We start from the raw sequence: 22,344 nt of genomic DNA, 5'->3' as shown, positions 1-22,344 counted from the left end.
CCGAACCCACCGCGAAAGACCCGGACGGGTCCCGGTCACCCGGTGCGCCCAACGGCGCTTCCGCTGCGCCCAGTGACCCAGATCACTCCGCTAACCGGTCCACCCACCCGCGTTGATCATGAACTTGGCGGCGGACGGATCTTGATCCAGTCATTTCGTCGATCTTGGACTTGTGGTGCCAGGAAATTTCGGTTTCGGTCTGATATCGGAGGTGCCACAAGTCCAAGATCGACGCGATCGCCACGTGGGAACGCAGTGCGGTCTAGTCGGTCAGGTCGTGGTAGCGGCCTCGGTAGTGCAGTAGAGGAGGGGTGTCCTCGGCCAGGTCGACCGTCTCGATGGTGGCTTCCACCAGCAGGCCCCAGCCGTACTCCCGGGCCGTGTCGAGCCGGCACCCGGCCCAGCCACCCGCGTCCGTCGGCACCGGGCCGTACGGTGTCTCGGTCCAGGCGTCCAGGGCGAACAGGCCGCCGGGCGCGGGAAACAGGCCGGCGAAGCGGTCGGCGAGCTGCCGGTGGCGCGGGCCCAGCGGCGCGACCGCGAACCGCCCGGCGTCCTCGACCGCCGCCCACAGCTCCGACTCCGGGTCGACCAGGCCGATCAGCCGGTCCGGCTCCCCCTCGGCCACGAGCGTGGAGGATACGGTGAGCCCGGCCGGGCCGGGCGCGGTCCAGAGCGTCACCGGGGCGGCCAGCCGGCCACGCAGGCGGCGTACCGGCGAGCGTTGCCCGGCCGGCACCGCGAACGGATCGGTGTGGTGGATCTCGGCACCCGGCTCATGATTCACGTGAAACATTGTGCCGCCTGCGGTTCGGGCCCAGCCGAGGAAGCGCTCGTGCAGGTCCGTGGCGTCGCTGAGCTGCGCGTACGCCTCGGCCAGCAGCGTGCCGAGATGGAACAGCAACGCCGTCCGGTCGCCCCGGAACTCGCGCAGCAGCCCGAGCCGGGCCGGCTGGCACGGCCAGTGCGCCCCGCACACCCGACACCGCCACGCCGGCCGCATAGGCAGGTGCGGGTGCGCCCGTCCCGGCCGGCGGTGCGCCCGTCCCGGCCGGATCTTGGAAGATTTCGGCCCCTCCAGGGGCACTTTCCCTCCAAGATCTGCTTGTTCGCTCCGCATCGGATACCTCCTGGGAAGGGGGTCGCCCCGACCGGGGGATGGGCGGGGCGACCCGTCGCAGGACCGGCCGCCGGGTCGTGGCCTCCACCGGCCGGGCCGCGTGTCTCCACCCTGGACGTGGTCGCGCCGGCAGGGGAGGATGCCAGGGGCTACTACGGAGCGCAGTCGCGTACTTACCAGCGGGGTGAGGATGGACATCGAGGTGTGGATCCGGGCGTTGAAGGCCGCCCGTGCCGGGGCGGAGATGTCCCAGGAGGCGTTGGCGGCCACCATCAGGTGGAGTCCGTCGACGGTCGCCGCCATCGAGACCGGCCGCCGCCGGCCCACGATGGAGTTCGCGATCGCCGCCGACCAGGCCCTCGGCACCGGCGGCCTCCTGGCCAGCCTGCTCAAGACCGCCGATCAGGAGCGCGGTCCGTCGTGGTTCGTGCCCTGGCGGGGGTACGAGCAGCAGGCGGTCAGATTGCGCGCCTTCGAGGCTTGCCTGGTTCCGGGTCTGCTTCAGACAGAGGAATACGCTCGCGCCGTCATCTCCACCGGTGGCCTCCACCCGCCGGCCATGATCGACGAGCTGGTGGCTCTCCGGATGGAGCGCCAGCAACTACTGCACCGCGATGAGCCGCCGCACTGCGTCTTCCTGCTGGACGAGACGGCGGTTCGTCGGCCGGTCGGTGGGCCGGCGGTACTCGATGGCCAGCTCGCGCGGTTACTGGAGCTGGCCGAGCATCCGGCCGTGCGACTGCACGTGGTGCCGTTGGCGGTCGGCGAGCACGCCGGTCTCGGCGGCGGGTTCGTGCTTGCCGAGCTGCCGGACTCGGAGCGGGTGCTCTACCTGGAGAACGCCGCCCGTGGACACGTCGTCGATGAGCCGCAGACGATCGCCTTGATCGAGCGGAAGTGGGATAGCCTCCTCGGCGAATCGCTGTCCACAGGAGCATCCCTGGATCTGGTCCGGAAGTTGAAGGTGACGCCATGACCTCCGACGAGCCCCGTTGGCGCACGTCATCCCGATCGACCGACTCCGGCGGTAACTGTGTCGAGGTGGCGGGCAACCAGCCCGGGGTGGTGCTGGTGCGCGACAGCAAGGACCCGTCCGGCCCGGCCCTCGCCTTCACCCCGGACGCTTGGCGCTCCCTGCTCGCGCACCTCCACCGGGCACCGCTCGACTGAGCCGCCTACCCTGCGGGGCATGGCCCTCGTACCCCCGCAGAAGCTTGCCCAGGACCGTGTCATCACCGCGGACGCCATCCTCGGCGGCCAGGTCGACCTGCGCGCCTACCCGCACCGGCACCTGATGATCATCGCTCGGCACAAGTGGGGCAGCAGCGGCTTCCCTCCGCTGATGGAGGCGGTCGAGCACCTGTCGAACTACGGCTGGGAGCTGGTGAACGTGCTCAGCGTCGGCGACGGCCACCACGTCTACGCGGCCATGCGCCGCACCGCCTGACGACCGTCAGGCGGAGAGCGTCTCAGGGAGAGAGCGAGCGGCGGGCGGCGGCCAGCACCTCGGGGTCGGTGCAGCCGGCGGCGTAACCGGCGATCCGCCGGCGGATGTCCCGACCGAGCAGCCAGATGCCGACCCGTTCGGCCACCGGGCGCAGCAGGGCCGGACGGCACCGGAAGTTGTACCGCCAGGTCGCGACCGTGGTGCCCGGCTCCGGACCGGGCGCGAAGCGCCAGCCGCCGCCGAACCGCTCGAAGAACCACGGCCCGCGCACCATTTTCATGCCCACGTTCGTCGGCGGCGACCAGGAGACGTACTCGCTGACCATGGCCAGGCCGTGCCGGGAGCGGGTGAAGGTCTGCACGCCCCGGCCCGGCCGGGTCGCGCCGTCGAGGAAATGCTGCTCGCGGACGAACGGGTCCCAGCGGTAGCGCACCGGGGCGACGGTCTGGGAGACGGCGAAGGCCAGCTCCGGCGGGACCGGGACCGTGGTGACCGCTTCGACGACAGGCATCAGCGCCTCGGGGTGACCATGGACAGCAGCTCCGGCTGCCGGCGGTCGAGCGCGTCCCCGGCCAGGTACGCGCCGAGCATCGCCGCGCCAAACCCGTACGCCAGGCCGACCGGCAGCGCCAGCCAGAGCCAGATGTCGTCGAGCAGGGCGGCGGCCACCACCAGCGGCACCGCGACCACCGTCGACGAGACCATGGAGAGCAGCGCGAGCAGGCTCTTCGCGATCCCCGACCCGGTGTTCATGGCGAACGGGTTGCTCGTCTCCGGCAGCGAGTAGGCGCCGAGCACCGAGATGAACCCGTTGATCGCCAGCCCGCAGCCGTACGCGCCGAACAACCCGCCGGCCATCACGCCGAGCCATTCCGGCCGGCCGAGCACGAGCGCCAGCACGACCGCGACCACGAGGAGGATCGGCACCACGTAGAGCGAGAACGCCACCATCCGGGCGCGCAGCTCCACCCGGCCCGGCACGCCCGCGACCACGTTCGCCGCGTACCCGCTGCCGTCGAAGCCGAACTGGTTGGCGAGCGTCACCGAGGCGAGCACCCCGACGAAGATCATGGAAATGCTGACCAGCACCGGGGACGAGTCGGCGGTGGCCTCGCCGAACGCCGCCCCGCCCTCCACGACGAACCCGGCGCCGCCCAGGTTGACCATCACCGGCACGAACACGCCGACCACGGCGACAGTGATCAGGTTGGCCCGCCGCCGGGCGTCCCGCCACCAGTAGCGGCACTCCCGGGCGACAAGCGCGCCGAACCGGTCCCGCCGGGCCCAGCCGACCGCGCGGGGGAAGAGCTGCGCGACCGCGCCGCCGACCACGCCGCGCGGGGTCCGTGCCGGCCCGGCGCTCGCCGCGCCGACCATCGCCGACTCCAGCGACCGCGACCACCAGAGCAGGAGTACGCCGATCGTCGCCACGCCGATCAGCAGCTTCACCACCGCCGCCGCGGCCCGGCCCTCGGCCACGTCGACGCCGGCCGTCCACGGCGCCCCGAGCGGCGTCCAGCCGATCACCCGGGCCACTCCGGTCAGCCGGTCCCAGTCGGCCTGCTGCACGGCCGCGACCACGAACAACTGCAACGGCCCGAGCATGGCGGCCAGCACCGCGAGCAGCACGGCGGCCAGGTCGCGTACCCGGCGGGAGCGCAACATGGTGGCGAACGCGCTCGTCATCGCGCGGGCCCCGGCCACGCACACGAGCGCCCCGACGGCCACGCCGACCGCGCCGACGAGCGCGGCGGACCAGCCGCCCAGCATGCCGGCGGTGACCACCAACCCGGCCACCGTGAGCATCGTGGCCAGCGCCGGAACGCTGACCAGGGCGGCGGTGAGCAGGCCGGTGACCAGGGTGCGGCGGGATAGCGGCAGCAGCGCGAACCGGGCCGGATCAAGCGTCTCGTCCACGCCGAAGAAGACGAGCGGCAGCAGCAGCCAGCCGAGCGTCAGCACGCCGCCGCCGAACGCGGCGGCCATCAGCGCGTACCGGTCCTCACCGGTCAGGCCGGGCGCGGCCAGCAGGAAGAATCCGGTCCCGGCGAACCAGAGCGCGAACAGCACACCCACCACGAACAACGCGACCCGCCACGCCTGGCCGCGGAAGTTGTTGCCGAGCACCCGCAGCTTCAGCCGGACGAAGTGCCAGGGCGAGACGGTCCGGACCGGCCGCTCGGGTGCGGTCACCGGGACAGCCACGACAGCTCCTCGCCGGTCGCGGTCCGGCCGCCGACGACCTCGACGAAGACCTCCTCCAGCGACCGGTCGCCGCGCACCTCGGTGAGCGTGCCCACCCGCTTGATCGTGCCGTCGGCCAGGATCGCCACGTGCGAGCAGAGCCGCTCGACGACCTCCATCACGTGACTGGAGAAGACCACCGTGCCGCCGCCGGTCACGTACCGGTGCAGGATGTCCCGGATCAGCGCCGCCGAGACCGGGTCGACCGCCTCGAACGGCTCGTCGAGCACCAGCAGGCGGGGGCCGTGCAGCAGCGCGCAGGCCAGGCCGATCTTCTTCTTCATGCCGGCGGAGTAGTCGACCACCAGGGTGCGACCGGCGTCGGTGAGCGCCAGCACGTCGAGCAGCTCCGCCGCCCGCTGGTCGACCACCGCCGGGTCCATGCCGCGCAACAGACCGTGGTACGCCAGCAGCTCCGCGCCGCTCAGCCGGTCGAAGAGGCGTACGCCGTCCGGCATCACGCCGAGCAGGCTCTTCGCGCGGACCGGGTCGGCCCAGACGTCGTACCCGAGCACCCGGGCCTCACCGGCGTCGGGCCGCAGCAGGCCGACGGCCATGGAGAGGGTCGTGGTCTTGCCGGCCCCGTTCGGGCCGAGCAGGCCGTAGAACGAGCCGGTCGGCACGGCCAGGTCGACGCCGGCCACCGCGACCTTGGTGTCGAAGCGCTTGGCCAGGCCACGGAGGTGCAGGGCCGGGTGCTGATCGGTCATGGTCCGACGGTAGCCCGCCGTGGCCAACCCGCGCTCCCGCCGGAGGACGATGTTGCCGTCCTCCCTGAGACGGATCACGCCGAGGTGTGTTAAGCGGGGGCCCCTGCTATACCGCAGGCGTTAATAGGGGCCCCCTCCTTACAAGCGGAGCGACTCGGGGGTGTGGAGGCGGAGCATGGTGGGGCCGACGTCGCGGGGGAGGCGTCGGCGGCTGGCCACCGAGACCACCACCATCACGGTGAACGCCAGCGGCACCGTCCAGGCGGCCGGCTGGGTGGTGAGCGTCGCCGGCCAACCGGCGAGCGGCGGACCGAGCACGGTGAGCAGCACCGCGCCGATCGCCGCGCCGCCGCCGACGAGCATGCCGGCGGCGGCGCCCAGGTCGGTCAGGCCGCGCCACCAGATGCCGAGCACGAGCAGCGGGCAGAAGCTGGACGCGGCGACCGCGAACGCCAGCCCCACCACCTGCGACACGTCCAGCCCGGAGACGTTCAACGCGAGCACCGCCGGCACCGCGCCGGCGATCACCGTGGCGAGCCGGAAACCGCGTACCGAGCCGCGGCCGAGCACGTCCGTGGAGATCACCCCGGCCACGCTTGTCAGCAAACCGGACGAGGTGGACAGGAAGGCCGCGAACGCCCCGGCGGCGACGAGCGCGGCGAGCAGCCGGCCGGTGGTGCCGTCGCCGAGCGCCGCGCCGGGCAGCAGCACCACCACGGCGTCGGTCTGACCGGTGACGAGCAGTTGCGGCGTGTAGATCCGGCCCAGCACCCCGTAGATCGTGGGCAGCAGGTAGAAGACGCCGACCAGGGCCAGCACCACGAGCGTGGTGCGCCGGGCGGCGGCCCCGTCGGGGTTGGTGTAGAAGCGCACGAGCACGTGCGGCAACCCCATGGTGCCCAGGAACGTGGCCAGGATCAGCGAGTACGTCGCGAACAGACTGCGGTCGTCGTCGCCCGCGGTGTCCGGCAGCAGCCACTCGGCGGCGCCGATCGCCGCGCCGGACACCTCCGGCACCGGGTCGCCGGCGGCGAAGTCGAGGCGGTCGCCGGGGCGTACCTCCCGGAGGTGACCGTCGGGCAGGGTGAGCGTCGCGCGGTGCTCGACCACCACGGTGGTCGCGGTCCGGAACGTCGGCCCGTCGGGCGGCGTCACCGCCGGGCGGGCGTCGGCCTGCCACTGCAACGCCAGGAAGATCGCCGGTACGGCGAGCGCGGTCAGCTTCAGCCAGTATTGGAACGCCTGCACGAAGGTGATCGCCCGCATGCCGCCGAGCGCCACGTTCGCGGTCACCACCACGGCGACGAGCAGCGCGCCGATCGCGTACGGCGAGCCGGTGAGCGTGGCCAGGGTCAGCCCGGCGCCCTGCAACTGCGGCACCAGGTAGAGCCAGCCGATGAAGATCACGAAGAGGGTGGCGATCGTGCGGAGCCGGCGCGACCCGAGCCGCACCTCGCAGAAGTCCGGCAGGGTGAACGCGCCGGAGCGGCGCAGCGGGGCGGCCACGAACAGCAGCAACGCCAGGTAGCCGGCGGCGAAGCCGACCGGATACCAGAGCACGTCCACGCCGTACTTGAGGATCAGCCCGGCCACGCCCAGGAAGCTCGCCGCCGACAGGTATTCCCCGCCGATCGCCGCCGCGTTCCAGGTCGGGCTGACCGCCCGGGAGGCGACCAGGAAGTCGGAGGTGGTCCGGGCCAGCCGCAACCCGTAGAAGCCGATGCCGACGGTGACCAGGGTGACCGCCACGATCGCCGGGACCACGTACCCGTTGGTCATCAGCGTTCCGGCCGCTGGACCAGGTCGACGAAGTCCTGCTCGTTGCGTTCCGCCAGCCGCACGTACGCCCAGCCGACCACGATCAGGAACGGGAAGGCGGCCACCCCGAGCAGCAGCCACGGCAGGTTGACCCCGAGCACGGTGACCCGCCCGACCGTCGGCGCGATGGCGAACAGCCAGGGCAGGCCGCCCAGCCCGATCAGCACCAGCAGGCTCAACCGCAGCGCGAGCGAGAGCTGGGCGCGCATCAGGCCCTGCACGAGCGTCTCGCCGACCCGGGTCTGCTGGGCCAGCTCGGAGCGGGTGCGGTCGGCCCGGCTGCCCGACCGGGAGACCTCGGCCAGCACGATCCGGGTCCGCTGCGGCGGGGTCTGGGTCCGTTGCGGCGCAGTCTGGGTCCGCTGCGGCGCGTGCGGGCCCGGGACCGGGGCCGCCTCGACGGGCCGGCCGGCCGGCTGCTGTTCCTCGGCTGCGGTCATCCCCGGCAGTCTCGCCTGCTCGGCGCGAATGTCAAGCGCAGCGGGACGGCCCTGTGCACAACCTGTGGATAACATCGCGTGCCTGTGGACAACGCGGTGGATGAGCGCGATGTCGTTGTGGATGACCGGGCCGGATGTCAGGGTGAGCTGATAGAGAGGAGGCGTGACAGTGACCAGCCCGGCACGGCCCGACAGCGGTGACGCCTGGACGGTCGACGACCTCCAGGACCTCCCCGAGAACGGCCAGGATTACGAGATCTTCGACGGGAGCCTGCTCGTGTCTCCGCACGCGGACGTCCGCCACGGGGCGATCGCCAACCGTCTCCGTCGTCTCCTCGACCGGCAGGCCCCGGCTGGCCTGTTCGTCGGGCAGGATGTCGGGATCAGCGCGAAACGCTCGTCCTACTTCGTGCCCGACGTGTTCGTCGCCCACGAGGACGCTCTGGACCGGGGCGGGGCGGCGCTCGCCCCGGCCGACGTGCTGCTCGTGGTCGAGGTCGTCTCTCCCGGCAACGCCGGCCGGGACCTGGTGCTCAAGCGCCACGAATACGGTGTGGCAGGCATCCCGCGTTACTGGCTCGTGGAGCCGCGCAAGCAGACCGTGACCGTGCTGGAGCACGTCGGCGGCGGCTACCGCGAGTCCGCCGTCATCTCCGCCGCCGACACCCACCGCACCGACGACCCGTTCCCGCTCGTCCTGCCGGTCGCCGACATCTTCTGAGCGACCGCTCAGTCGAGGCCGACCCGCACCGGGTGGGCGGTGGCGGAGCCGAGCCAGGTGTGCGGGTTGCCGAACCAGCACCAGCCGAGCTTTGGCGCGCCCTGGCTGATCCACAGCGCCGGCACCCGCTTGTCGCCGCAGCGGGAGCCGACGAGCGAGAAGCACCTGTTGCTGGCGAGCGCCTCCGGGTGCAGCGTGACGAAGGCCAGGCCCTCGTCGATGGTGATCGGCAGCCGGTCCCGCGCGGTCATGTCGTCGAGCGCGGCGGACGGCGTGACGTCGCGGTATTCCTCGCCCCGATCCACGTCGAAAAGCAGGTACGCCGGGCCGGGCGGCACCTCCAGCTCCTTGATCGGGTGGAAGGTGGGCAGGTCGTCGGCGGGGAAGTTGCGGTCGAGCACGCCGGGCCTGCGCTTGCCGGCGAGCGTGGTGAGCGCGATCCGCTCCAGGACGGGCACCAGCTCCCGCGTGGTCACCAGCAGGAACGGCATGCGGGCGTCGGTGGGGCCGGTCAGGCCGGCGGCCCCGGTGACCGCCGCGTCGCGCAGCGGTGTGAGCCGGGCGCGGAACGCCTCCTCGGTCTGCCCGGCGAGGGCGGGGTAGCCGAGGCGCACCAGGCGGTCGAGCTGGCGGTCGAATTCGGCGGCGGCGTCGAAGTGGTCGTCGGACATGCGGTCCTCCACCCTGTCGTACGGTCTGCCGTACATTGTACGTCGGGTTTCAGCGGCTCCAGTCCTGCTTGGCCGCCCGGACCAACTTGTCCTTCAACTCTCGGGTGTGCCGCCGGCTCACCGGCAGCTCGGCCTCGTCGATCACCACTACGTAGCCGGAGTTGACCAGCCGCAACTCCGCGATCAGCCGCAACTGCACCAGGTACGAGCGGTGCACCCGGACGAACCCGGCGTCCGCCCAGCGCTCCGCGAGCGTCGCCAGCGAGACCCGGACCAGGTGTGAACCCTCCGCGGTGTGCAGCCGGGCATAGTCGCCCTGCGCCTCCACCCAACGCACCGCCGAACGGGGCAGCATCCGGGTGGTGCCGGCCAACTCGATCGGGATGGTCGGATCCTCCTCCGCCCGGGCCAGCGCGGCCGGATGCGACGGCACCACCCGCGAGCCGATCACCCGACGCAGCGACTCGGCCAGCCGCTCGGCCCGGACCGGCTTGCGCACGTAGTCCGTGGCGCCCAGGTCGAAGGCGTCCGCCGCGCCGTCGTCGTACGCGGTGACGAACACGATCGCCGGCGGTCGGGCGAACCGGCGCAGTACCCGTGCCAACTCCATGCCGTCCAACCCGGGCATCCGGATGTCGAGGAAGACCACGTCCACGTCGTCGTCGCGCAGCACCCGCAGCGCCTCGGTCGCGTCGCCGGCCGTGTGCAGCCGGGCCACCCGGGGATCGGCGCGCAGATGGTAGGCCAGCTCGTCGAGGGCCGGCGGCTCGTCGTCCACCGCCAGCACCCGGAGGAAACCGGTCACGGTCATGCGGACACCCGGACGCCGGGGTGGAACTTCGGCACCCGCATGCTGACCTTCGTACCCGAGCCCAGGCCGGTCTCGACGACCAGGCCGAACCGGTCCCCGAAGGCCGACCGCAGCCGCTCGTCGACGTTGGAGAGGCCGACGTGCTGCCCCGGGTCCTCGGCCGGGTCGCTGCCCGCGCCGGACACCTCGGCGATACCCGCGGTAAGCGTCGTCGGATCCATCCCCACCCCGTCGTCCTCCACCGTGATGTGACACTCGGCGCCCGCGTCCCGGGCCTCGATGCTCACCATGCCGGTGCCCGGCTTGCGGGACAACCCGTGCCGGACCGCGTTCTCCACGAGCGGCTGGAGGCAGAGGAACGGCAACGTCACCGGCAGCACCTCGGGCGCGATCTGCAGGCGCACCTGGAGCCGTTCGCCGAAGCGGGCCCGCTCGATGGTCAGATAGCGGTCGATCGACCGCAACTCCTCGGCGAGCGTGGTGAACTCCCCGTGCGACCGGAACGAGTACCTGGTGAACTCCGCGAACTCCAGGATCAACTCCCGCGCCCGGTCGGGGTCGGTCCGGACGAACGAGCCGATCGCGGTGAGCGCGTTGTAGATGAAGTGCGGGCTGATCTGGGCGCGCAACGCGCGCACCTCGGCCCGGGCCAGCCGCTCCCGCGACGAGTCCAGCTCGGCCAGGGCGAGCTGGTCACCCGCCCAGTGCGCGGTCTCCAGCGTCGCCTGCACCAGGCCCGGCGCCGGCCGCTCGTCGGCCACCGCCACCAACGCGCCCACCACCCGGCCGTCCGCGCCCAACGGCGCCACCACCGCGCCGCGGACCGGGCAGTCGACCAGGTCGCAGTGCAGCTCCGACTCGTGCAGCACGGTGGAACGCCCGCTGTCGACCACCCGCCGGGCCGCCGCGACCAACTGGTCGCCGTGGTGCGCGCCGCGCCCGTCGATGGCCAGCAGCGCGTCCCGGTCCGTCAACGCCAGCCCGGCCGCGCCCACCAGGGCGCGCAGATGGCGTACGGCCTTCGCCGCGTCCGCCGCGCTCAGGCCGGCGCGCAGCGGCTCGGCGGCCAGGCCGGCGGTGTGCAGCACCTCGTAGGTGGCCCGCTGGGTCGCGGTGGCGATGCCCCGCCGGGCACGCAGCCGCAGCACCGCCCAGAGCGCCGCGGCCAACGCGGTGACCAGCGAGACGACGGCGAAGACCGCCGAGAGGTTGCCACCCACCCCGGAAGGTTAGTACGCGCCCTTGCGCGCCAGCACCACCCCGACGGTCCGCCACAGGATGCTCAGGTCGTAGGCGAGCGACCAGTTGTCGACGTAGTAGAGGTCGAGCCGGACCGCCTCGTCCCAGGACAGGTCGGACCGGCCGGAGACCTGCCACAGCCCGGTCATGCCCGGGCGCACCAGCAGCCGGCGTCGGACGTCGCCCAGGAAGTCGCCGTCGTCGGCGGGCAGCGGGCGCGGCCCGACGAGCGACATCTCGCCCCAGAGCACGTTGATCAACTGGGGCAGCTCGTCGAGCGACGACGCCCGCAGGAAGCGACCCACCGGGAAGACCCGGGGATCCTGCTTCATCTTGAACAGCATGCCGTCGGTCTCGTTCCGGTCCACCAGACCGGCGAGTCGCTCCTCCGCGTCCACGTACATGGTGCGGAACTTCCACACCCGGAACGTGCGCCCCTCGTGCCCGACCCGCGGCTGCCGGAAGAACACCGGCCCGGGGTCGGAGATCCGGATGGCCAGCGCGACCGCGGCGAAGAGCGGGGTGAGCAGCAGCAGCCCCAACCCGGCGGCGGCCCGGTCCATCAGGCTCTTGGCCAGCAGCGCCGGCCCGGAGAGTGTCGGCTCCTCGACGTGCAGCAGCGGCAGGCCCTCGATCGGGCGGATGTGCACCCGGGGGCCGGCGATGTCGGTGAGCTGGGGCGCGACCACCAGGTCGACGCCGGAGCCCTCAAGCTGCCAGGCCAGCCGGCGCAACTCGCCCGGCTCGGCGCTGGCCGAGCCGCAGACCGCGATGGTGTCGCCGCCGACCTCGCGGACGAGCGCCAGCACGTCGCGGCCGGCGTACACCGGGACCGGGGTCTGGAGGCCGCGGGCGGCGGCGTACCCGTCGGTGAGGTGGATGGCCACCGGCACCAGGCCGACGCCGGGGTTGCGGGTGACGGTGGTGTAGACCTCCAGGCACTCCGGCAGCGTGCCGACGAGCACCATCCGGTGCCCGGCCTGCCCGATCCGGCGGCGCAGGGCGTGCAGGCAGGACCGGGCGATCATCCGGCCGAGCAGGATCAGCAGCAGGGCGCCGAGCAGCGCGAACCCGACGGTCCACCGGGAGAGGGTCGTCTTGGTGGCGAAGGCCAGGAACGAGACGGTGGCGGCCACCGCCACACCGGAGCGGATCACCCGCTTGAACTCGTCCGGCCCGAGACCGAGGTAGCGCCGGTCGTAGGCCCGGTTGCCCCACAGGAACAGCATCCAGCCGAGCGGCAGGAGCAGGAACGCCACGGTGTAGAACCACGCCTCGGGCGAGTTGCGGAAACCGGAGTTGGCCTGCTCGAAGATCTGTACGGCCAGGAAGCTGGCGAGCGCCGCCGCGCCGAAGTCGAGCAGCAGCAGCGCCGCGATGTAGGGACGGTGCCAGCGGGAGACCCGGCGCCGGGCGCGGGCCCACGCCGACCGGGGTACGCCGTTGTGCGACGGCGGAGTCGGCGGCTGGATCTCAAAGCTGTCGACGTGCCGCACGCTCTTGCTCCGGCCTGTATCGGTTACCGGGCGCTGGAGGCTTGTCGTCACCTCAACCCATGTCCTCCCGCATGACCCGTGCCCTCACTCGCCGTGAAGAACCCGGGTCGCTCACCGTCCCAGTCTCCCACGCGCTCGCCGGAGATCTGGCCGGCTCCGCGTCAGATGTGAAGCCGGGGACCGAGCCACTATACCGATGGATGACGGCTCGGGTAGAGGCGTGGGATGGGACCTTCCGCGATCCCCGGTCGATTCCGCTCAGTAACCAACCGGGATGGTTACTCAGCGTACGAGGCGGGACAACCTTCGGTCAGCGAGCGGCTTACCGCCGGTCTGACAGGTCGGGCAGTATTGCAGGCTCGAATCGGCGAACGACACCTCCCGCACCGTGTCGCCGCAGACCGGACAGGGCAGTCCCTTCCGGGCGTGCACCTTCAAGCCCGAACGCTTCTCGCCCTTCAGCTCCGCGGCCCGCTGCCCCATCGACCGCCGGACCGCGTCGCCGAGCACCGTCCGGGTCGCCGCGTGCAGGCCGGCGAGCTGGTCGTCGGTGAGCCGGTCGGTGATCGCGAACGGGGAGAGCCGCGCCGCGTGCAGGATCTCGTCCGAGTACGCGTTGCCGACCCCGGCCAGCACCGCCTGGTCGGTCAACACGCCCTTCACCTGACCCCGGCGACTGCGCAGCCGCTCGCAGAACGTGGGCAGGTCGGCCTCCAGCGCGTCCGGGCCCAGCTTCGACACGCCCGGCACCTGAGCCGGGTCGGTGACCAGGTAGGCGGCCAGCTTCTTCTGCGTGCCCGCCTCGGTCAGGTCGAAGCCGGAGCCGTCGTCGAGGCGTACCCGCACCGCGATCGGACCCTTGCCGGGCCGCAGCGGGACCGCCGAGGGAAACGCCTCCCGGTAGTGCAGCCAGCCCGCCCGGGCCAGGTGGACCACCAGGTGCAGGTCGTCGCCGAACCGGACATCCAGGAACTTCCCGTGCCGGCCCGCGCCGGTGACCGTCCGGCCCGCGACCGCGCTCGGCGGCGGATCGTACGTCTTCAGCGCGTTGATCGCGGCCACCTCGAACCGCTCCACCCGCCGGCCCACCGCCCGCTCACGCAGGTAACCGGCGAGCGCTTCCACCTCCGGTAGTTCAGGCACGGGACAACGGTAGCCTTCTTTCCCGTGAGAATCGTGGTGGCACACAACCGGTACCGGGAAGCGCAGCCCTCCGGTGAGAACACCATCGTCGACGCGGAGATCGCCCAGCTCACCGCCGCGGGCGTGGAGGTGCTGCCGTTCCTGCGCAGCTCCGACGAGATCCCCTCGATGTCCAGGGCGGCCAAGGCGCTGCTGCCGATCTCACCGATCTGGGCCCCGAAGGCCCAACACGACCTCGACCGCCTGCTCACCGAGCACCGGCCGGACGCGCTGCACCTGCACAACCCGTACCCCCTGCTCTCGCCCTGGGTGGTGCGGACCGCGCACAAACGGGGCGTGCCGGTGGTGCAGACGGTGCACAACTACCGGCAGGTCTGCTCCTCCGGCCTCTACTTCCGCGACGGCGTGATCTGCCAGGACTGCCGCGGTCGCGCGCTCGGCGTGCCGGCGGTCGTGCACCGGTGCTACCGCGACTCCCGGGCGCAGAGCGCGCTGATGGCCACCACACTCGCCGTGCACCGCCCCACCTGGCGGTCGGTCGACCGCTACATCGCGCTCACCACGGCGGTCGCCGACCACCTGCGGGACTACGGCATCCCGGACGAGCGGATCGTGGTCAAGCCCAACGCGGTGCCGGACCCGGGCACACCGGCGCCGCCGGGCAACGGTTTCCTGTTCATGGGCCGGCTCAGCCCGGAAAAGGGGCTGGACCTGCTGCTCTCGGCGTGGCGGCGGCACCCGGTGGGTGCGCTCGGCCCGCTGCGCATCGCCGGCGACGGCGAGTTGCGCCCGCTTGCCGAGGCCGCCGCCGCCGAGCGGCCCGACGTGCTCTACCTGGGCCAGCTCGACCGCCCCGGGGTACGCGCCGCGCTCGCCGACAGTGCCGTGGTGCTCGCCACCTCCACCTGGCACGACGTGCTGCCCACCGTGATCATCGAGGCGCTCGCCGCCGGCCGGCCGGTGCTCGGCACCGCGCTCGGCGGCATCCCGTACCTGGTCGGCGCGGACACCCCCCGCGAGCCCGCCGGCACCGGCCCGGCCGAGGTGGCCACCGCCGCGCCCGGCGACGGTCGGGTCCCGCTGCCGACCGGCGTGCAGCGCGGCGAGGCCGGTTGGGTGGTGGCGCCGGAGGTCGAGGCACTGGCCGCCGCGCTGCCGCTGGCCTCGGCGGAGGCGTCCGCGTTGGCGGGGGCGGCCCGCGCCCGCTACGAGCACACGTTCCACCCCGACGTGATCACCAAGCGCCTCCTGGACGTCTACGCCGCCCTCACCTGACCGCCCGGCGCCAGCCACTGCCCGACGAGGCTGTCCCCGATCGGCGGGGTCTGTGCTCTCCAGACACCCATGACGTTCCACTCATGCTCCAGTCGGCCCACGAGTGGAACGCGGTGGGTGTCTCCGCGCGCTTTTGACACCCATGACGTTCCACTCGTGTCGCAATCGGCCCGCGAGTGGAACGTCATGGGTGTTGGCCGTCCGGGTCGCGCTGACTAAGCCACCTCGGCGGCGGGGGCGGCGGGCGTACCTGCGGTGAGTCGTTCATGACACCGTTTGTAGCGGCCTCGACGGGTCCTGCCGCCTGCCACGCCAGCGATCCCGGCGACTCCGTCAGGGTGGTGTTAAGAAGGGGCCCCGCCTCTACCGAAAGCGTTAACCGGGGCCCCCGCCTTACATCGCGGCGCGGGCGGAGAAGGCGATGCTGGCGAGCAGGAAGCCGCCGTTCACGACGGTGAACGCCACCACCACCCAGAACGCCAGCGCGGGCGCGAACACCAGCACCAGACCGGCCACGAAGATCACCGCTCCGTAGTCGCGGACCAGCTTCACCAGCCGGACCGGGAGCGACGTCGAGGTGACCATGCTCGCGGCGTTCGGGCCGGACTGCATCACCGAGGTCACCAGGTTGACCATCCAGGTGCCGGCGAACACCGCCACCAGCCACACCGGCGTGGCCGGGCGCTGCGCCACCGCCACCGCGCCGAGCGCCGTCACCAACGCGATCTGGGCGGCCACGTCGCAGAGCACGTCGATCCGGGCGCCCGCCGCGCTGCCCTGACCGGTCACCCGGGCGAGCTGCCCGTCGGCGCAGTCCAGCGCGTACGCGATCTGCCAGCCGACCAGGGCGACCAGGCCGACCACCCAGGCCGGCACGGTGCCGGCGGCCACGTCGTCGGCGAGCGCGACCACGGTGACCGAGGCGGCCAGCCCCAGCACCAGGTTGGCAAGCGTCAACGCGGTCGGGCGCAGCCCCAGCCGCTGGGCGACGAGCGCGAACGCCGCCCCGACCCACTGGCTGATCGACTCGCTGAACAGGCCACCACCCCGGTTGACCCGGTGGAAGTCGGCGACGGTGGGACGGGGCTCAGCCACTGTGGTCGCGGAGTGCACCGGCGTAGTCTGCCAGCCGCTCCCGGGTCTCGGAAGCGGACATCGCCAGGTGTTCGAGGATGGTGTAGCGGTCCGGTCGGGTGGCCGGCGCGAACTGCACCGCCTCGACGAACTGGTGGTCGGTCAGCTCCACCTCGGACGGCAGCCGGGGCAGCCCGTGCCGGCCCAGGCAGGCCGACATCTCGGCGAACCGGCGCTCGTCGCCGCGCAGGAACGTGCAGAACAACGCGCCCAGCCCGGCCAGCTCGCCGTGCGAGGCGGTGCCGGGGAAGAGCGCGTCGATCGCGTGCATGATCTCGTGGCAGCCACCGCTGGACGGGCGGCTGGTGCCGCAGACCGCCATCGCCAGGCCGCTGGAGATCAGTGCCTCGGCCAACACCGTGACGAAGGCGTCGTCGGTCATGTCGCCCGGATGGTTCAGCACCGCCTCGGCGCCGGCCCGGGCCAGCGACGCGGCCAGCCCGTCGACCGGCTCGCCGCGTGTCTGGCGGGCCAGCTCCCAGTCGGCGAGCGCGCTGATGTTGCTCACCACGTCGCCGATGCCGGCCCGGTTGTGCCGCTCCGGCCCGGCCTCCACGAAGTCCAGGTCGACGATCACCGCGATCGGGATGTGCACCCCGTAGGAGCCCTTGAGGCCCTCGGTGATCAGGCTGGCCACCGGCGAGGCGATCCCGTCGTTGGCGAGCGCGGTCGCCACCGTCACCATCGGCAGCCCACGCCGGGTCGCCGCGTACTTCGCCACGTCGATGGTCTTCCCACCGCCGATGCCGACCACCGCGTCGTACGACCGGGCGCGCAGTTTGCCGCCCAGCTCGTCGGCGGCGTCCAGGGTGCCCCCGGCCACGGTGAACACGTCCGCCGATCGCAGCGACGGCCGGATCAGCTCGGCGATCTTCTCGCCCTGCCCCGGACCCACCACCACGGCGACGTCACCGCCGGCCGAGATCCGGCCGTCGGACAGGATCGCCGCCAGGTCCGCCACCGCGCCCCGCCGCACGTCGATGTGCAGCGGGGTGAGGACGCTACGGGCTAGTAGCGGCACGCGATCTCCCGCGCCCGGGCCAGGTCGTCGTGGTTGTCGACCTCGACCCAGGAGACGTCACCGATCGGTGCCGCCCGCACCTCGCCGCCGCGCTCGGCGAACTCCTGGTAGCCGTCCTCGTAGTAGAGGTTCGGGTCGCGCCGCCACGTCGCCTCCAGCGCGTCGGCGAGCGCGTCGGCCACCTGCGGCTCGATCAGCGTCGCGCCGATGTACTCGCCGTACGCCTCGCCCGGGTCCATCAGCTTGGTGATCCGGGTGAGCTGGCCGGCGGCGTCGAAGGTGGTCTTCATCTCCTCCTCGGCCAGCGGCTTGAGCGTGTCCACGGCCAGCAGGACGCCCGGCCCGCGCTCGGCCAGCAGCGTCTTCTCCACGCTCACCGGGTGCACGGTGTCGCCGTTGACAAGCAGCACGCCCCGGGAGAAGTGCTCCCGGGCCAGCCAGAGCGAGTAGGCGTTGTTCCACTCCTCGGCCTTGTCGTTGTCGACAAGCGTGATCGTGACGCCGTACTTCTCCGCCAGCTCGGCCTGCCGCTGCCGGACCGCGTCGGCCGCGTAGCCGACCACGATCACGACCTCGGTCAGCCCCACCGCGGCGAGGTTGCGCAACGCGATGTCGAGGATGGTGATCTCCCCGTCGACCGGCACCAGGGCCTTGGGCAGGGTGTCCGTGTACGGCCGCAGCCGGCGCCCCGCACCCGCGGCGAGCACCATCCCGATCATGCCGACACGCTCCTCTTCTCGACCGATTCCACGAGGCGAGGATATCGTCGGCCGCCCGGCGGCCCCGGCGCAGCCCGTGATCGCCCTACAGCCCGATCGACCGCAGCGCGGCGAAGCCGTCCGCCAGGATCCGCCGGATCATCCCGTCGTTCACGTCGCGGTGCTCGTCGAGCAGGGCGATGTCCCGCTCCGCCAGCCAGCGGAACTCGGTGTGCTCGGTCGGCTCCAGGCGGGGCCGGCTGAGGTCGCCGTCCACCCGGACCAGGAAGTCGGTCTCCACCCGGGTCAGCCCGTCGTCGGCGGTGTAGCGGTATTCGCCGACCAGGCCCAGCACGTGCGACACCGCCCAGCCGGTCTCCTCGGTGACCTCCCGGCGCAGCGCGTCGTCGATCTCCTCCCCCGGCTCCAGGTGGCCACCGGCGATGTCCCAGCAGTTGGGGAAGAGGCGTCGCCCGGGGGCGCGGCGCTGCACGAAGATGCGGCCGTCGTCGTCGACGATCAGCGCGCCGGCACAGCGGAGGGGGTCGGTGGGCACCCTCCGACCGTAGCCGTCCGCGCCGTCTCGGGCGATGCCCCTTCTTGTCCCGGTACGCATCGGTGGCCCACTATGTCCGTACCCAGTCGCCGTCCCACAGGAGTGATGTGTGATGCAGGTACGGGAAGCGATGTCCAACGAGGTTCTCGTGGTCGGCCCGGAGCACACGCTCCGCCAGGCGGCCCGGATGATGTCGGCCCGCGGTGTCGGGTCGGCGGTCGTGATCGATCCGGACTCCGAGGGGGTCGGGATCATGACCGAACGTGACGTGTTGAAGGCGATCGGAGCCGGGCTCGACCCGGACGTCGAACGTACCGGCGCCCACCTGACCTGGGACGTCGTCTACGCCGGCCCGGACTGGACGGTCGAGGAGGCGGCGGCGGCGATGGCCCGCGGCGGCTTCCGCCACCTGGTGGTGCTCGACGGCCGGGAGGTGGCCGGGGTGATCTCGGTACGTGACCTGATGCGGGTCTGGGCGGGGGAACACGCACCGACCCGCGCCTGAACGGGCGATGGCCCGGCCGATACCGGCCGGGCCATCGTCGTGCGGGGTGTCGCGGTCGTGCCGTCCCGTCAGGGGCCGACGAAGACCGCGGTGCCGCGCCAGTCCACGTCGTCGACGCTCGGACCGCTGAGCACCGTGGCGGTGTCGGTCGGCACGCCGTCCGACCACGCCATCGAGGACAGGCTGCCGGTGCTCCGGGAGACGACGTAGAGCTTGTCGCCGTCCAGGATCAGGCCGCCCGCGTCGGCGAAGGCGGTGGTCCCGGCGACCGTGTTCCGCTCGGCGCCGACCGTGCCGGTGTCCGGTGCGAACCCGCGCCAGAACAGGGTGCGCTGGCCGGCGAGCGTGTAGTAGATCCGGCCCTTGGAGTAGAACATGGCCGTCACGTTGGGCAGCTCGGCGGAGAAGTTGACGGTCATGCCCGCGTACGTCGAGCCCTCGGGCGCGGAGCCGGTCTCGATCAGGTCCCACTTCTCGTCGTGGTACGGGTCGAGCTTCTTCGGGGTGCCGAACTCGGTGCCGTCGAACGAGCGCTTGTAGAGGTTGCCGCCGACGCCGTAGAACAGGTCACCGCCGACCCAGAACGCGCCCTTGACGCCCGACCAGCGGGTGTCGTCCGGGTTCGGCACCGACATCGCGGTGCCGATCTTGCCCGCGCCGTCGTACGACCGCTTGGTGACGCTGTCGATCGTGGTGGCCGGCGGCACCGGCGGCAGCTTGACGATCTCGATGCCCTGCACCAGCGGGTTCTCCAGAACCCGACCGAAGTCGACGTCGATGTTGCCGTCGCTGGTGACCGCGAAGGCGCGCATGGTGCCCTTGTTGGTGGCGCCGATCGCGGCGATCGGGTCGAAGTTGCTCAGCTTCAGCACGCCGTCGACGCTGACGTTGAACTTGCGCTTCCCGGCGGTGGAGGTGCCGTTGTAGCGGTTGGCGAGGTAGAGCCGCACCTGCACCGGAGTGCCGGCCGGCACCGGGAAGTCCCACTGCATGTCCGGTGCGGGCGACTCGTCCCAGCGCTCGCTGTTGAACACCTCGACCGGCGTGCCCGCCGGTACGGTGGCGTCGAACGAGGCGTTCGTGCCGTACGTCAGGACCTGGCTGCCGGCGTTGTGGTATCCGCTCGGCGCGGTCGGGCTGTCGCCGGCCCAGGCCGGACCGCTCGGCGCGGCCAGCTCGGCGCCGCCCGCGTTGACCCGGTAGAGCACGTCCGAGGCGTCCGGCGTCGGCGCGGTCTTGACGATCTCGATGCCCTGGATCAGCGGGTTCTCCAGCTCGCGGCCGAAGTCGACGTCGACCACGCCGTCGCTGACCACCGAGAAGGACTGCATCGTGCCGCGGTCGGTGCCACCGGCGACGGCGACCGGGTCGAAGTCGTTCAGCTTGAGTACGCCGTCGATGCTGACGTCGAACTTGCGCTTGCCGACCGTGCCCGTCCGGGAGTAGCGGTTGGCCAGGTAAAGGCGGACGTCGACCCGGGTGCCGGCCGCGACCGGGATGTCCCACTGCATGTCCGGCGCGGTGGCCTCGTCCCACCGCTCGCTGTTGAACAGCGTCGTCGGGGTGCTCGCCGGGACGGTGTCGTCGAACGTGGCGTTCGTGCTGTACGTCGACGCGCTGTTGCCGCTGTTGTGGTGCGGGCTGGGCGCGGTGGCGCTGTCGGCGGCCCAGTCCGGCCCGCCGTCGGTCGCCGGGATGGCCGGGCCACCGGCGTTGACCCGGTAGAGCACCTCGGTCTGCGCCGCCCGACCGGCCTGGTAGATGTCGCCGGGCAGGCTCTTCGTGCTGGTCGAGTGCGGCGCGTTGCCGCCATCGAGCGGGAAGAACGCCAGCCGCTTCCGCTGGTATTCGCGGTTGCCGATGTATTCCTGGTCGCTGCCCAGCCAGAGGCCCTCCGGGGTCACCAGCATCTCGGTGACGCCGTAGCCGCGCGGGTGCCGGCCCGGGTTCCAGGACAGCGGCAGGCCGCTGGCCGGGTCGAGAGCCGCGATGCTCGCCCTCGGCACCGCGCCCGGCGCGGCCTTGTCCCGCCCGAGCGGGTTGTTCGACCAGCGGAAGTGACCGCCGACGTAGACGGCCTTCTCGCTGATGCCGACGGAGAGGAAGGTGTCGCCACCGCTGAAGTTGGTCCAGGTCGGCTTCTGGTCGGCACCGGTGGCGTCGGTCTCCCAGCGGGCCGCCGAGTCGCAGAGCGTGCCCGGGAAGGAGGCGCCGGTGGTGCCCACCACGAAGTACTTGCCGTCCGGCGAGAACTGCACGTCCCGCACCCACGAGTCGAACGCGCTGTATTTGCAGGCGCCGGAGTAGCTGTCGGTGTTCCAGTCGGCGACGGTGGCGGAACTCGCCCCCAGATCGATCCGCACGATCTGGTCGTGCACGACGCCGTCGGCCTTCTTGAAGTTGCCGATGACCACGAGGTGCTTGCCGTTCGGCGAGACGGTCATCTTCTCGACGCCGACGCCGGCCGAGGCGCCGCCGTTGGTCGCCGTCCAGTTGTGGTGCTCGGTGAGCGACACCGTGAGATAGTCGTCCACCGCGCCGGTGGTCGGGTTGAGCGAGGCGAGCCCGGCGCGGTCGGTGGTCGCGGTGACCGTGCTGAAGATGCCGCCGACCAGCAGGTGGTCGTCGACGAGCGCGAGGTCGCTGACCGTGCCGTTGAACGCCGGCCCCTTGAAGCCGGCGACCGGCGTGCCGTCGGCGACGTTCAGCAGCACGAGCTTGCGGAAGCTCTTGCCGTCGACCTTGTTGAAGGTGCCGGCGAGGTAGACCGTGCCGGGGGTCGGCCCGGCGATCACCGCGGTCACGTCGCCGTCGAGCACCGGCGCGAACCCGTTGTCGATCTTGCCGGTTGTCTTGTCGAAGGCGAGCACGCCGCGACGGTCGACCGGGGTGGGCGACGAGCCGCGGTTCTGCGCGTTGGTGAACGAACCGCCGACGATCACCTTGTTACCGGCGTCGTAGATGGCCACGACGTTGCCGTCGTTGATGTTCGGCGTCTTGTCCGACGTCATCTCACCGACGAGCGTGCTGTGGTCGGGTGCGACCGTGGCCCCGGGCGCGGCAAGTGCCGGCACCGGTGTGAACAGGGTGGCGATGCCGAGCACGGCGGCGCCGAAGGCGGACACCGAGCGGTGTCTCAGGAACGAGGAAGGCACAGGCTGCTCCGGGGGGAACGTCGGAGTCGCTGCGGTCGTGGCCGGTGCCGACGTGAGGTGGGGTTACCCGGCCGACCGCAGACGTGAGAGCAATACTTTCTCGCATCCGGCCACCGCACGTCCACCCGGGATCGGTCTTT

22 protein-coding genes are annotated in these 22,344 nt (G+C 72.1%); 6 read left to right on the top strand and 16 right to left on the bottom strand.

What is annotated here, in order from left to right:
• Positions 1 to 262 precede the first annotated feature (262 nt).
• Positions 263 to 1,003, bottom strand: a complete 741-nt coding sequence (locus tag O7619_RS03300) for a flavin reductase family protein (RefSeq protein WP_282285597.1) — start codon at positions 1,001 to 1,003, stop codon at positions 263 to 265.
• Between the two features lie 307 nt (positions 1,004 to 1,310).
• On the opposite strand from O7619_RS03300, the gene O7619_RS03295 reads away from it, so the two are divergent.
• Genes O7619_RS03295 through O7619_RS03285 form a run of 3 tightly spaced genes read left to right on the top strand, consistent with a single transcriptional unit; the run spans position 1,311 to position 2,567 of the window.
• Positions 1,311 to 2,096, top strand: coding sequence for a helix-turn-helix transcriptional regulator (locus O7619_RS03295; RefSeq protein WP_282285596.1), 786 nt, complete (start codon positions 1,311 to 1,313; stop codon positions 2,094 to 2,096).
• Positions 2,093 to 2,290, top strand: coding sequence for a DUF397 domain-containing protein (locus O7619_RS03290; RefSeq protein WP_282285595.1), 198 nt, complete (start codon positions 2,093 to 2,095; stop codon positions 2,288 to 2,290). Before O7619_RS03295 ends, O7619_RS03290 begins: the two co-directional genes overlap by 4 nt.
• A 19-nt stretch (positions 2,291 to 2,309) precedes the next feature.
• Positions 2,310 to 2,567 (top strand): hypothetical protein, encoded by a 258-nt coding sequence (locus tag O7619_RS03285; RefSeq protein ID WP_281585885.1) that lies wholly within the window; start codon positions 2,310 to 2,312, stop codon positions 2,565 to 2,567.
• A gap of 22 nt (positions 2,568 to 2,589) precedes the next feature.
• On the opposite strand, the gene O7619_RS03280 is transcribed toward O7619_RS03285, so the two are convergent.
• The 5 genes from O7619_RS03280 to O7619_RS03260 form a co-directional block, all read right to left on the bottom strand.
• Positions 2,590 to 3,078 carry an SRPBCC family protein gene (locus O7619_RS03280; protein ID WP_282285594.1) on the bottom strand — a complete coding sequence of 163 codons (489 nt, stop codon included), beginning with the start codon at positions 3,076 to 3,078 and terminating at the stop codon, positions 2,590 to 2,592.
• Entirely contained in the window at positions 3,078 to 4,772 is a 1,695-nt protein-coding gene (locus O7619_RS03275) for an ABC transporter permease (protein WP_282285593.1), read from the bottom strand. Before O7619_RS03275 ends, O7619_RS03280 begins: the two co-directional genes overlap by 1 nt.
• Positions 4,757 to 5,521 carry an ABC transporter ATP-binding protein gene (locus tag O7619_RS03270; RefSeq protein ID WP_281585888.1) on the bottom strand — a complete coding sequence of 255 codons (765 nt, stop codon included), beginning with the start codon at positions 5,519 to 5,521 and terminating at the stop codon, positions 4,757 to 4,759. Before O7619_RS03270 ends, O7619_RS03275 begins: the two co-directional genes overlap by 16 nt.
• Before the next feature lie 138 nt (positions 5,522 to 5,659).
• Positions 5,660 to 7,300 (bottom strand): cation acetate symporter, encoded by a 1,641-nt coding sequence (locus tag O7619_RS03265; RefSeq protein ID WP_282285592.1) that lies wholly within the window; start codon positions 7,298 to 7,300, stop codon positions 5,660 to 5,662.
• Entirely contained in the window at positions 7,300 to 7,779 is a 480-nt protein-coding gene (locus tag O7619_RS03260; RefSeq protein ID WP_282285591.1) for a hypothetical protein, read from the bottom strand. The genes O7619_RS03265 and O7619_RS03260 overlap by 1 nt, the downstream gene beginning before the upstream one ends.
• 169 nt (positions 7,780 to 7,948) lie before the next feature.
• Between O7619_RS03260 and O7619_RS03255 the strand changes: the two genes are divergently transcribed.
• On the top strand, positions 7,949 to 8,500 hold the full coding sequence (locus O7619_RS03255; RefSeq protein WP_282285590.1) for a Uma2 family endonuclease: 552 nt from the start codon (positions 7,949 to 7,951) through the stop codon (positions 8,498 to 8,500).
• Between the two features lie 8 nt (positions 8,501 to 8,508).
• On the opposite strand, the gene O7619_RS03250 is transcribed toward O7619_RS03255, so the two are convergent.
• The 5 genes from O7619_RS03250 to O7619_RS03230 all read right to left on the bottom strand — a co-directional run bounded on the left by O7619_RS03250 (position 8,509) and on the right by O7619_RS03230 (position 13,860).
• Positions 8,509 to 9,171: a DUF5701 family protein gene (locus O7619_RS03250; RefSeq protein WP_282285589.1), complete on the bottom strand. Its 663-nt coding sequence runs from the start codon at positions 9,169 to 9,171 to the stop codon at positions 8,509 to 8,511.
• Between the two features lie 49 nt (positions 9,172 to 9,220).
• A complete protein-coding gene (locus tag O7619_RS03245; protein WP_281590616.1) occupies positions 9,221 to 9,976 on the bottom strand; it encodes a LytTR family DNA-binding domain-containing protein in 756 nt (251 codons plus the stop codon).
• Between the two features lie 2 nt (positions 9,977 to 9,978).
• Positions 9,979 to 11,202, bottom strand: coding sequence for a histidine kinase (locus O7619_RS03240; RefSeq protein WP_282285588.1), 1,224 nt, complete (start codon positions 11,200 to 11,202; stop codon positions 9,979 to 9,981).
• A 9-nt stretch (positions 11,203 to 11,211) separates the two neighbouring features.
• Positions 11,212 to 12,717, bottom strand: a complete 1,506-nt coding sequence (locus O7619_RS03235) for a sugar transferase (RefSeq protein ID WP_281585895.1) — start codon at positions 12,715 to 12,717, stop codon at positions 11,212 to 11,214.
• 282 nt (positions 12,718 to 12,999) lie between these two features.
• Positions 13,000 to 13,860, bottom strand: coding sequence for a DNA-formamidopyrimidine glycosylase family protein (locus O7619_RS03230; protein ID WP_282285585.1), 861 nt, complete (start codon positions 13,858 to 13,860; stop codon positions 13,000 to 13,002).
• 24 nt (positions 13,861 to 13,884) lie between these two features.
• On the opposite strand from O7619_RS03230, the gene O7619_RS03225 reads away from it, so the two are divergent.
• Positions 13,885 to 15,135, top strand: a complete 1,251-nt coding sequence (locus O7619_RS03225; protein WP_282285584.1) for a glycosyltransferase — start codon at positions 13,885 to 13,887, stop codon at positions 15,133 to 15,135.
• Between the two features lie 393 nt (positions 15,136 to 15,528).
• Here the strand turns inward: O7619_RS03225 and O7619_RS03220 are convergent, their stop codons facing one another.
• The 4 genes from O7619_RS03220 to O7619_RS03205 all read right to left on the bottom strand — a co-directional run bounded on the left by O7619_RS03220 (position 15,529) and on the right by O7619_RS03205 (position 18,544).
• Complete coding sequence (locus tag O7619_RS03220) at positions 15,529 to 16,248, bottom strand: CDP-alcohol phosphatidyltransferase family protein (protein WP_282285583.1); 720 nt, start codon at positions 16,246 to 16,248, stop codon at positions 15,529 to 15,531.
• On the bottom strand, positions 16,223 to 17,290 hold the full coding sequence (locus O7619_RS03215; protein ID WP_282285582.1) for an iron-containing alcohol dehydrogenase family protein: 1,068 nt from the start codon (positions 17,288 to 17,290) through the stop codon (positions 16,223 to 16,225). Before O7619_RS03215 ends, O7619_RS03220 begins: the two co-directional genes overlap by 26 nt.
• On the bottom strand, positions 17,278 to 18,009 hold the full coding sequence (locus O7619_RS03210; protein ID WP_282285581.1) for a phosphocholine cytidylyltransferase family protein: 732 nt from the start codon (positions 18,007 to 18,009) through the stop codon (positions 17,278 to 17,280). The genes O7619_RS03215 and O7619_RS03210 overlap by 13 nt, the downstream gene beginning before the upstream one ends.
• Before the next feature lie 85 nt (positions 18,010 to 18,094).
• Positions 18,095 to 18,544: an NUDIX domain-containing protein gene (locus O7619_RS03205; RefSeq protein ID WP_282285580.1), complete on the bottom strand. Its 450-nt coding sequence runs from the start codon at positions 18,542 to 18,544 to the stop codon at positions 18,095 to 18,097.
• 112 nt (positions 18,545 to 18,656) lie between these two features.
• On the opposite strand from O7619_RS03205, the gene O7619_RS03200 reads away from it, so the two are divergent.
• Entirely contained in the window at positions 18,657 to 19,049 is a 393-nt protein-coding gene (locus tag O7619_RS03200; protein ID WP_282285578.1) for a CBS domain-containing protein, read from the top strand.
• Positions 19,050 to 19,117: 68 nt separating this feature from the next.
• On the opposite strand, the gene O7619_RS03195 is transcribed toward O7619_RS03200, so the two are convergent.
• Positions 19,118 to 22,174, bottom strand: a complete 3,057-nt coding sequence (locus tag O7619_RS03195; protein ID WP_282285577.1) for a malectin domain-containing carbohydrate-binding protein — start codon at positions 22,172 to 22,174, stop codon at positions 19,118 to 19,120.
• Positions 22,175 to 22,344 lie beyond the last annotated feature (170 nt).

It is taken from the genome of Micromonospora sp. WMMD998 (assembly GCF_029581235.1).
Taxonomy (GTDB): domain Bacteria; phylum Actinomycetota; class Actinomycetes; order Mycobacteriales; family Micromonosporaceae; genus Micromonospora.
Note: the sequence above shows the minus strand (reverse complement) of the source record. Positions and strands in the feature narration are given on the sequence as shown.

Coding starts and splice junctions, on each gene's coding strand:
- O7619_RS03270 (WP_281585888.1), bottom strand. CDS start 5,521: ATGACCGATCAGCACCCGGCCCTGCACCTCCGTGGCCTGGCCAAGCGC.
- O7619_RS03260 (WP_282285591.1), bottom strand. CDS start 7,779: ATGACCGCAGCCGAGGAACAGCAGCCGGCCGGCCGGCCCGTCGAGGCG.
- O7619_RS03265 (WP_282285592.1), bottom strand. CDS start 7,300: ATGACCAACGGGTACGTGGTCCCGGCGATCGTGGCGGTCACCCTGGTC.
- O7619_RS03200 (WP_282285578.1), top strand. CDS start 18,657: ATGCAGGTACGGGAAGCGATGTCCAACGAGGTTCTCGTGGTCGGCCCG.
- O7619_RS03295 (WP_282285596.1), top strand. CDS start 1,311: ATGGACATCGAGGTGTGGATCCGGGCGTTGAAGGCCGCCCGTGCCGGG.
- O7619_RS03250 (WP_282285589.1), bottom strand. CDS start 9,171: ATGTCCGACGACCACTTCGACGCCGCCGCCGAATTCGACCGCCAGCTC.
- O7619_RS03290 (WP_282285595.1), top strand. CDS start 2,093: ATGACCTCCGACGAGCCCCGTTGGCGCACGTCATCCCGATCGACCGAC.
- O7619_RS03210 (WP_282285581.1), bottom strand. CDS start 18,009: ATGATCGGGATGGTGCTCGCCGCGGGTGCGGGGCGCCGGCTGCGGCCG.
- O7619_RS03300 (WP_282285597.1), bottom strand. CDS start 1,003: ATGCGGCCGGCGTGGCGGTGTCGGGTGTGCGGGGCGCACTGGCCGTGC.
- O7619_RS03285 (WP_281585885.1), top strand. CDS start 2,310: ATGGCCCTCGTACCCCCGCAGAAGCTTGCCCAGGACCGTGTCATCACC.
- O7619_RS03280 (WP_282285594.1), bottom strand. CDS start 3,078: ATGCCTGTCGTCGAAGCGGTCACCACGGTCCCGGTCCCGCCGGAGCTG.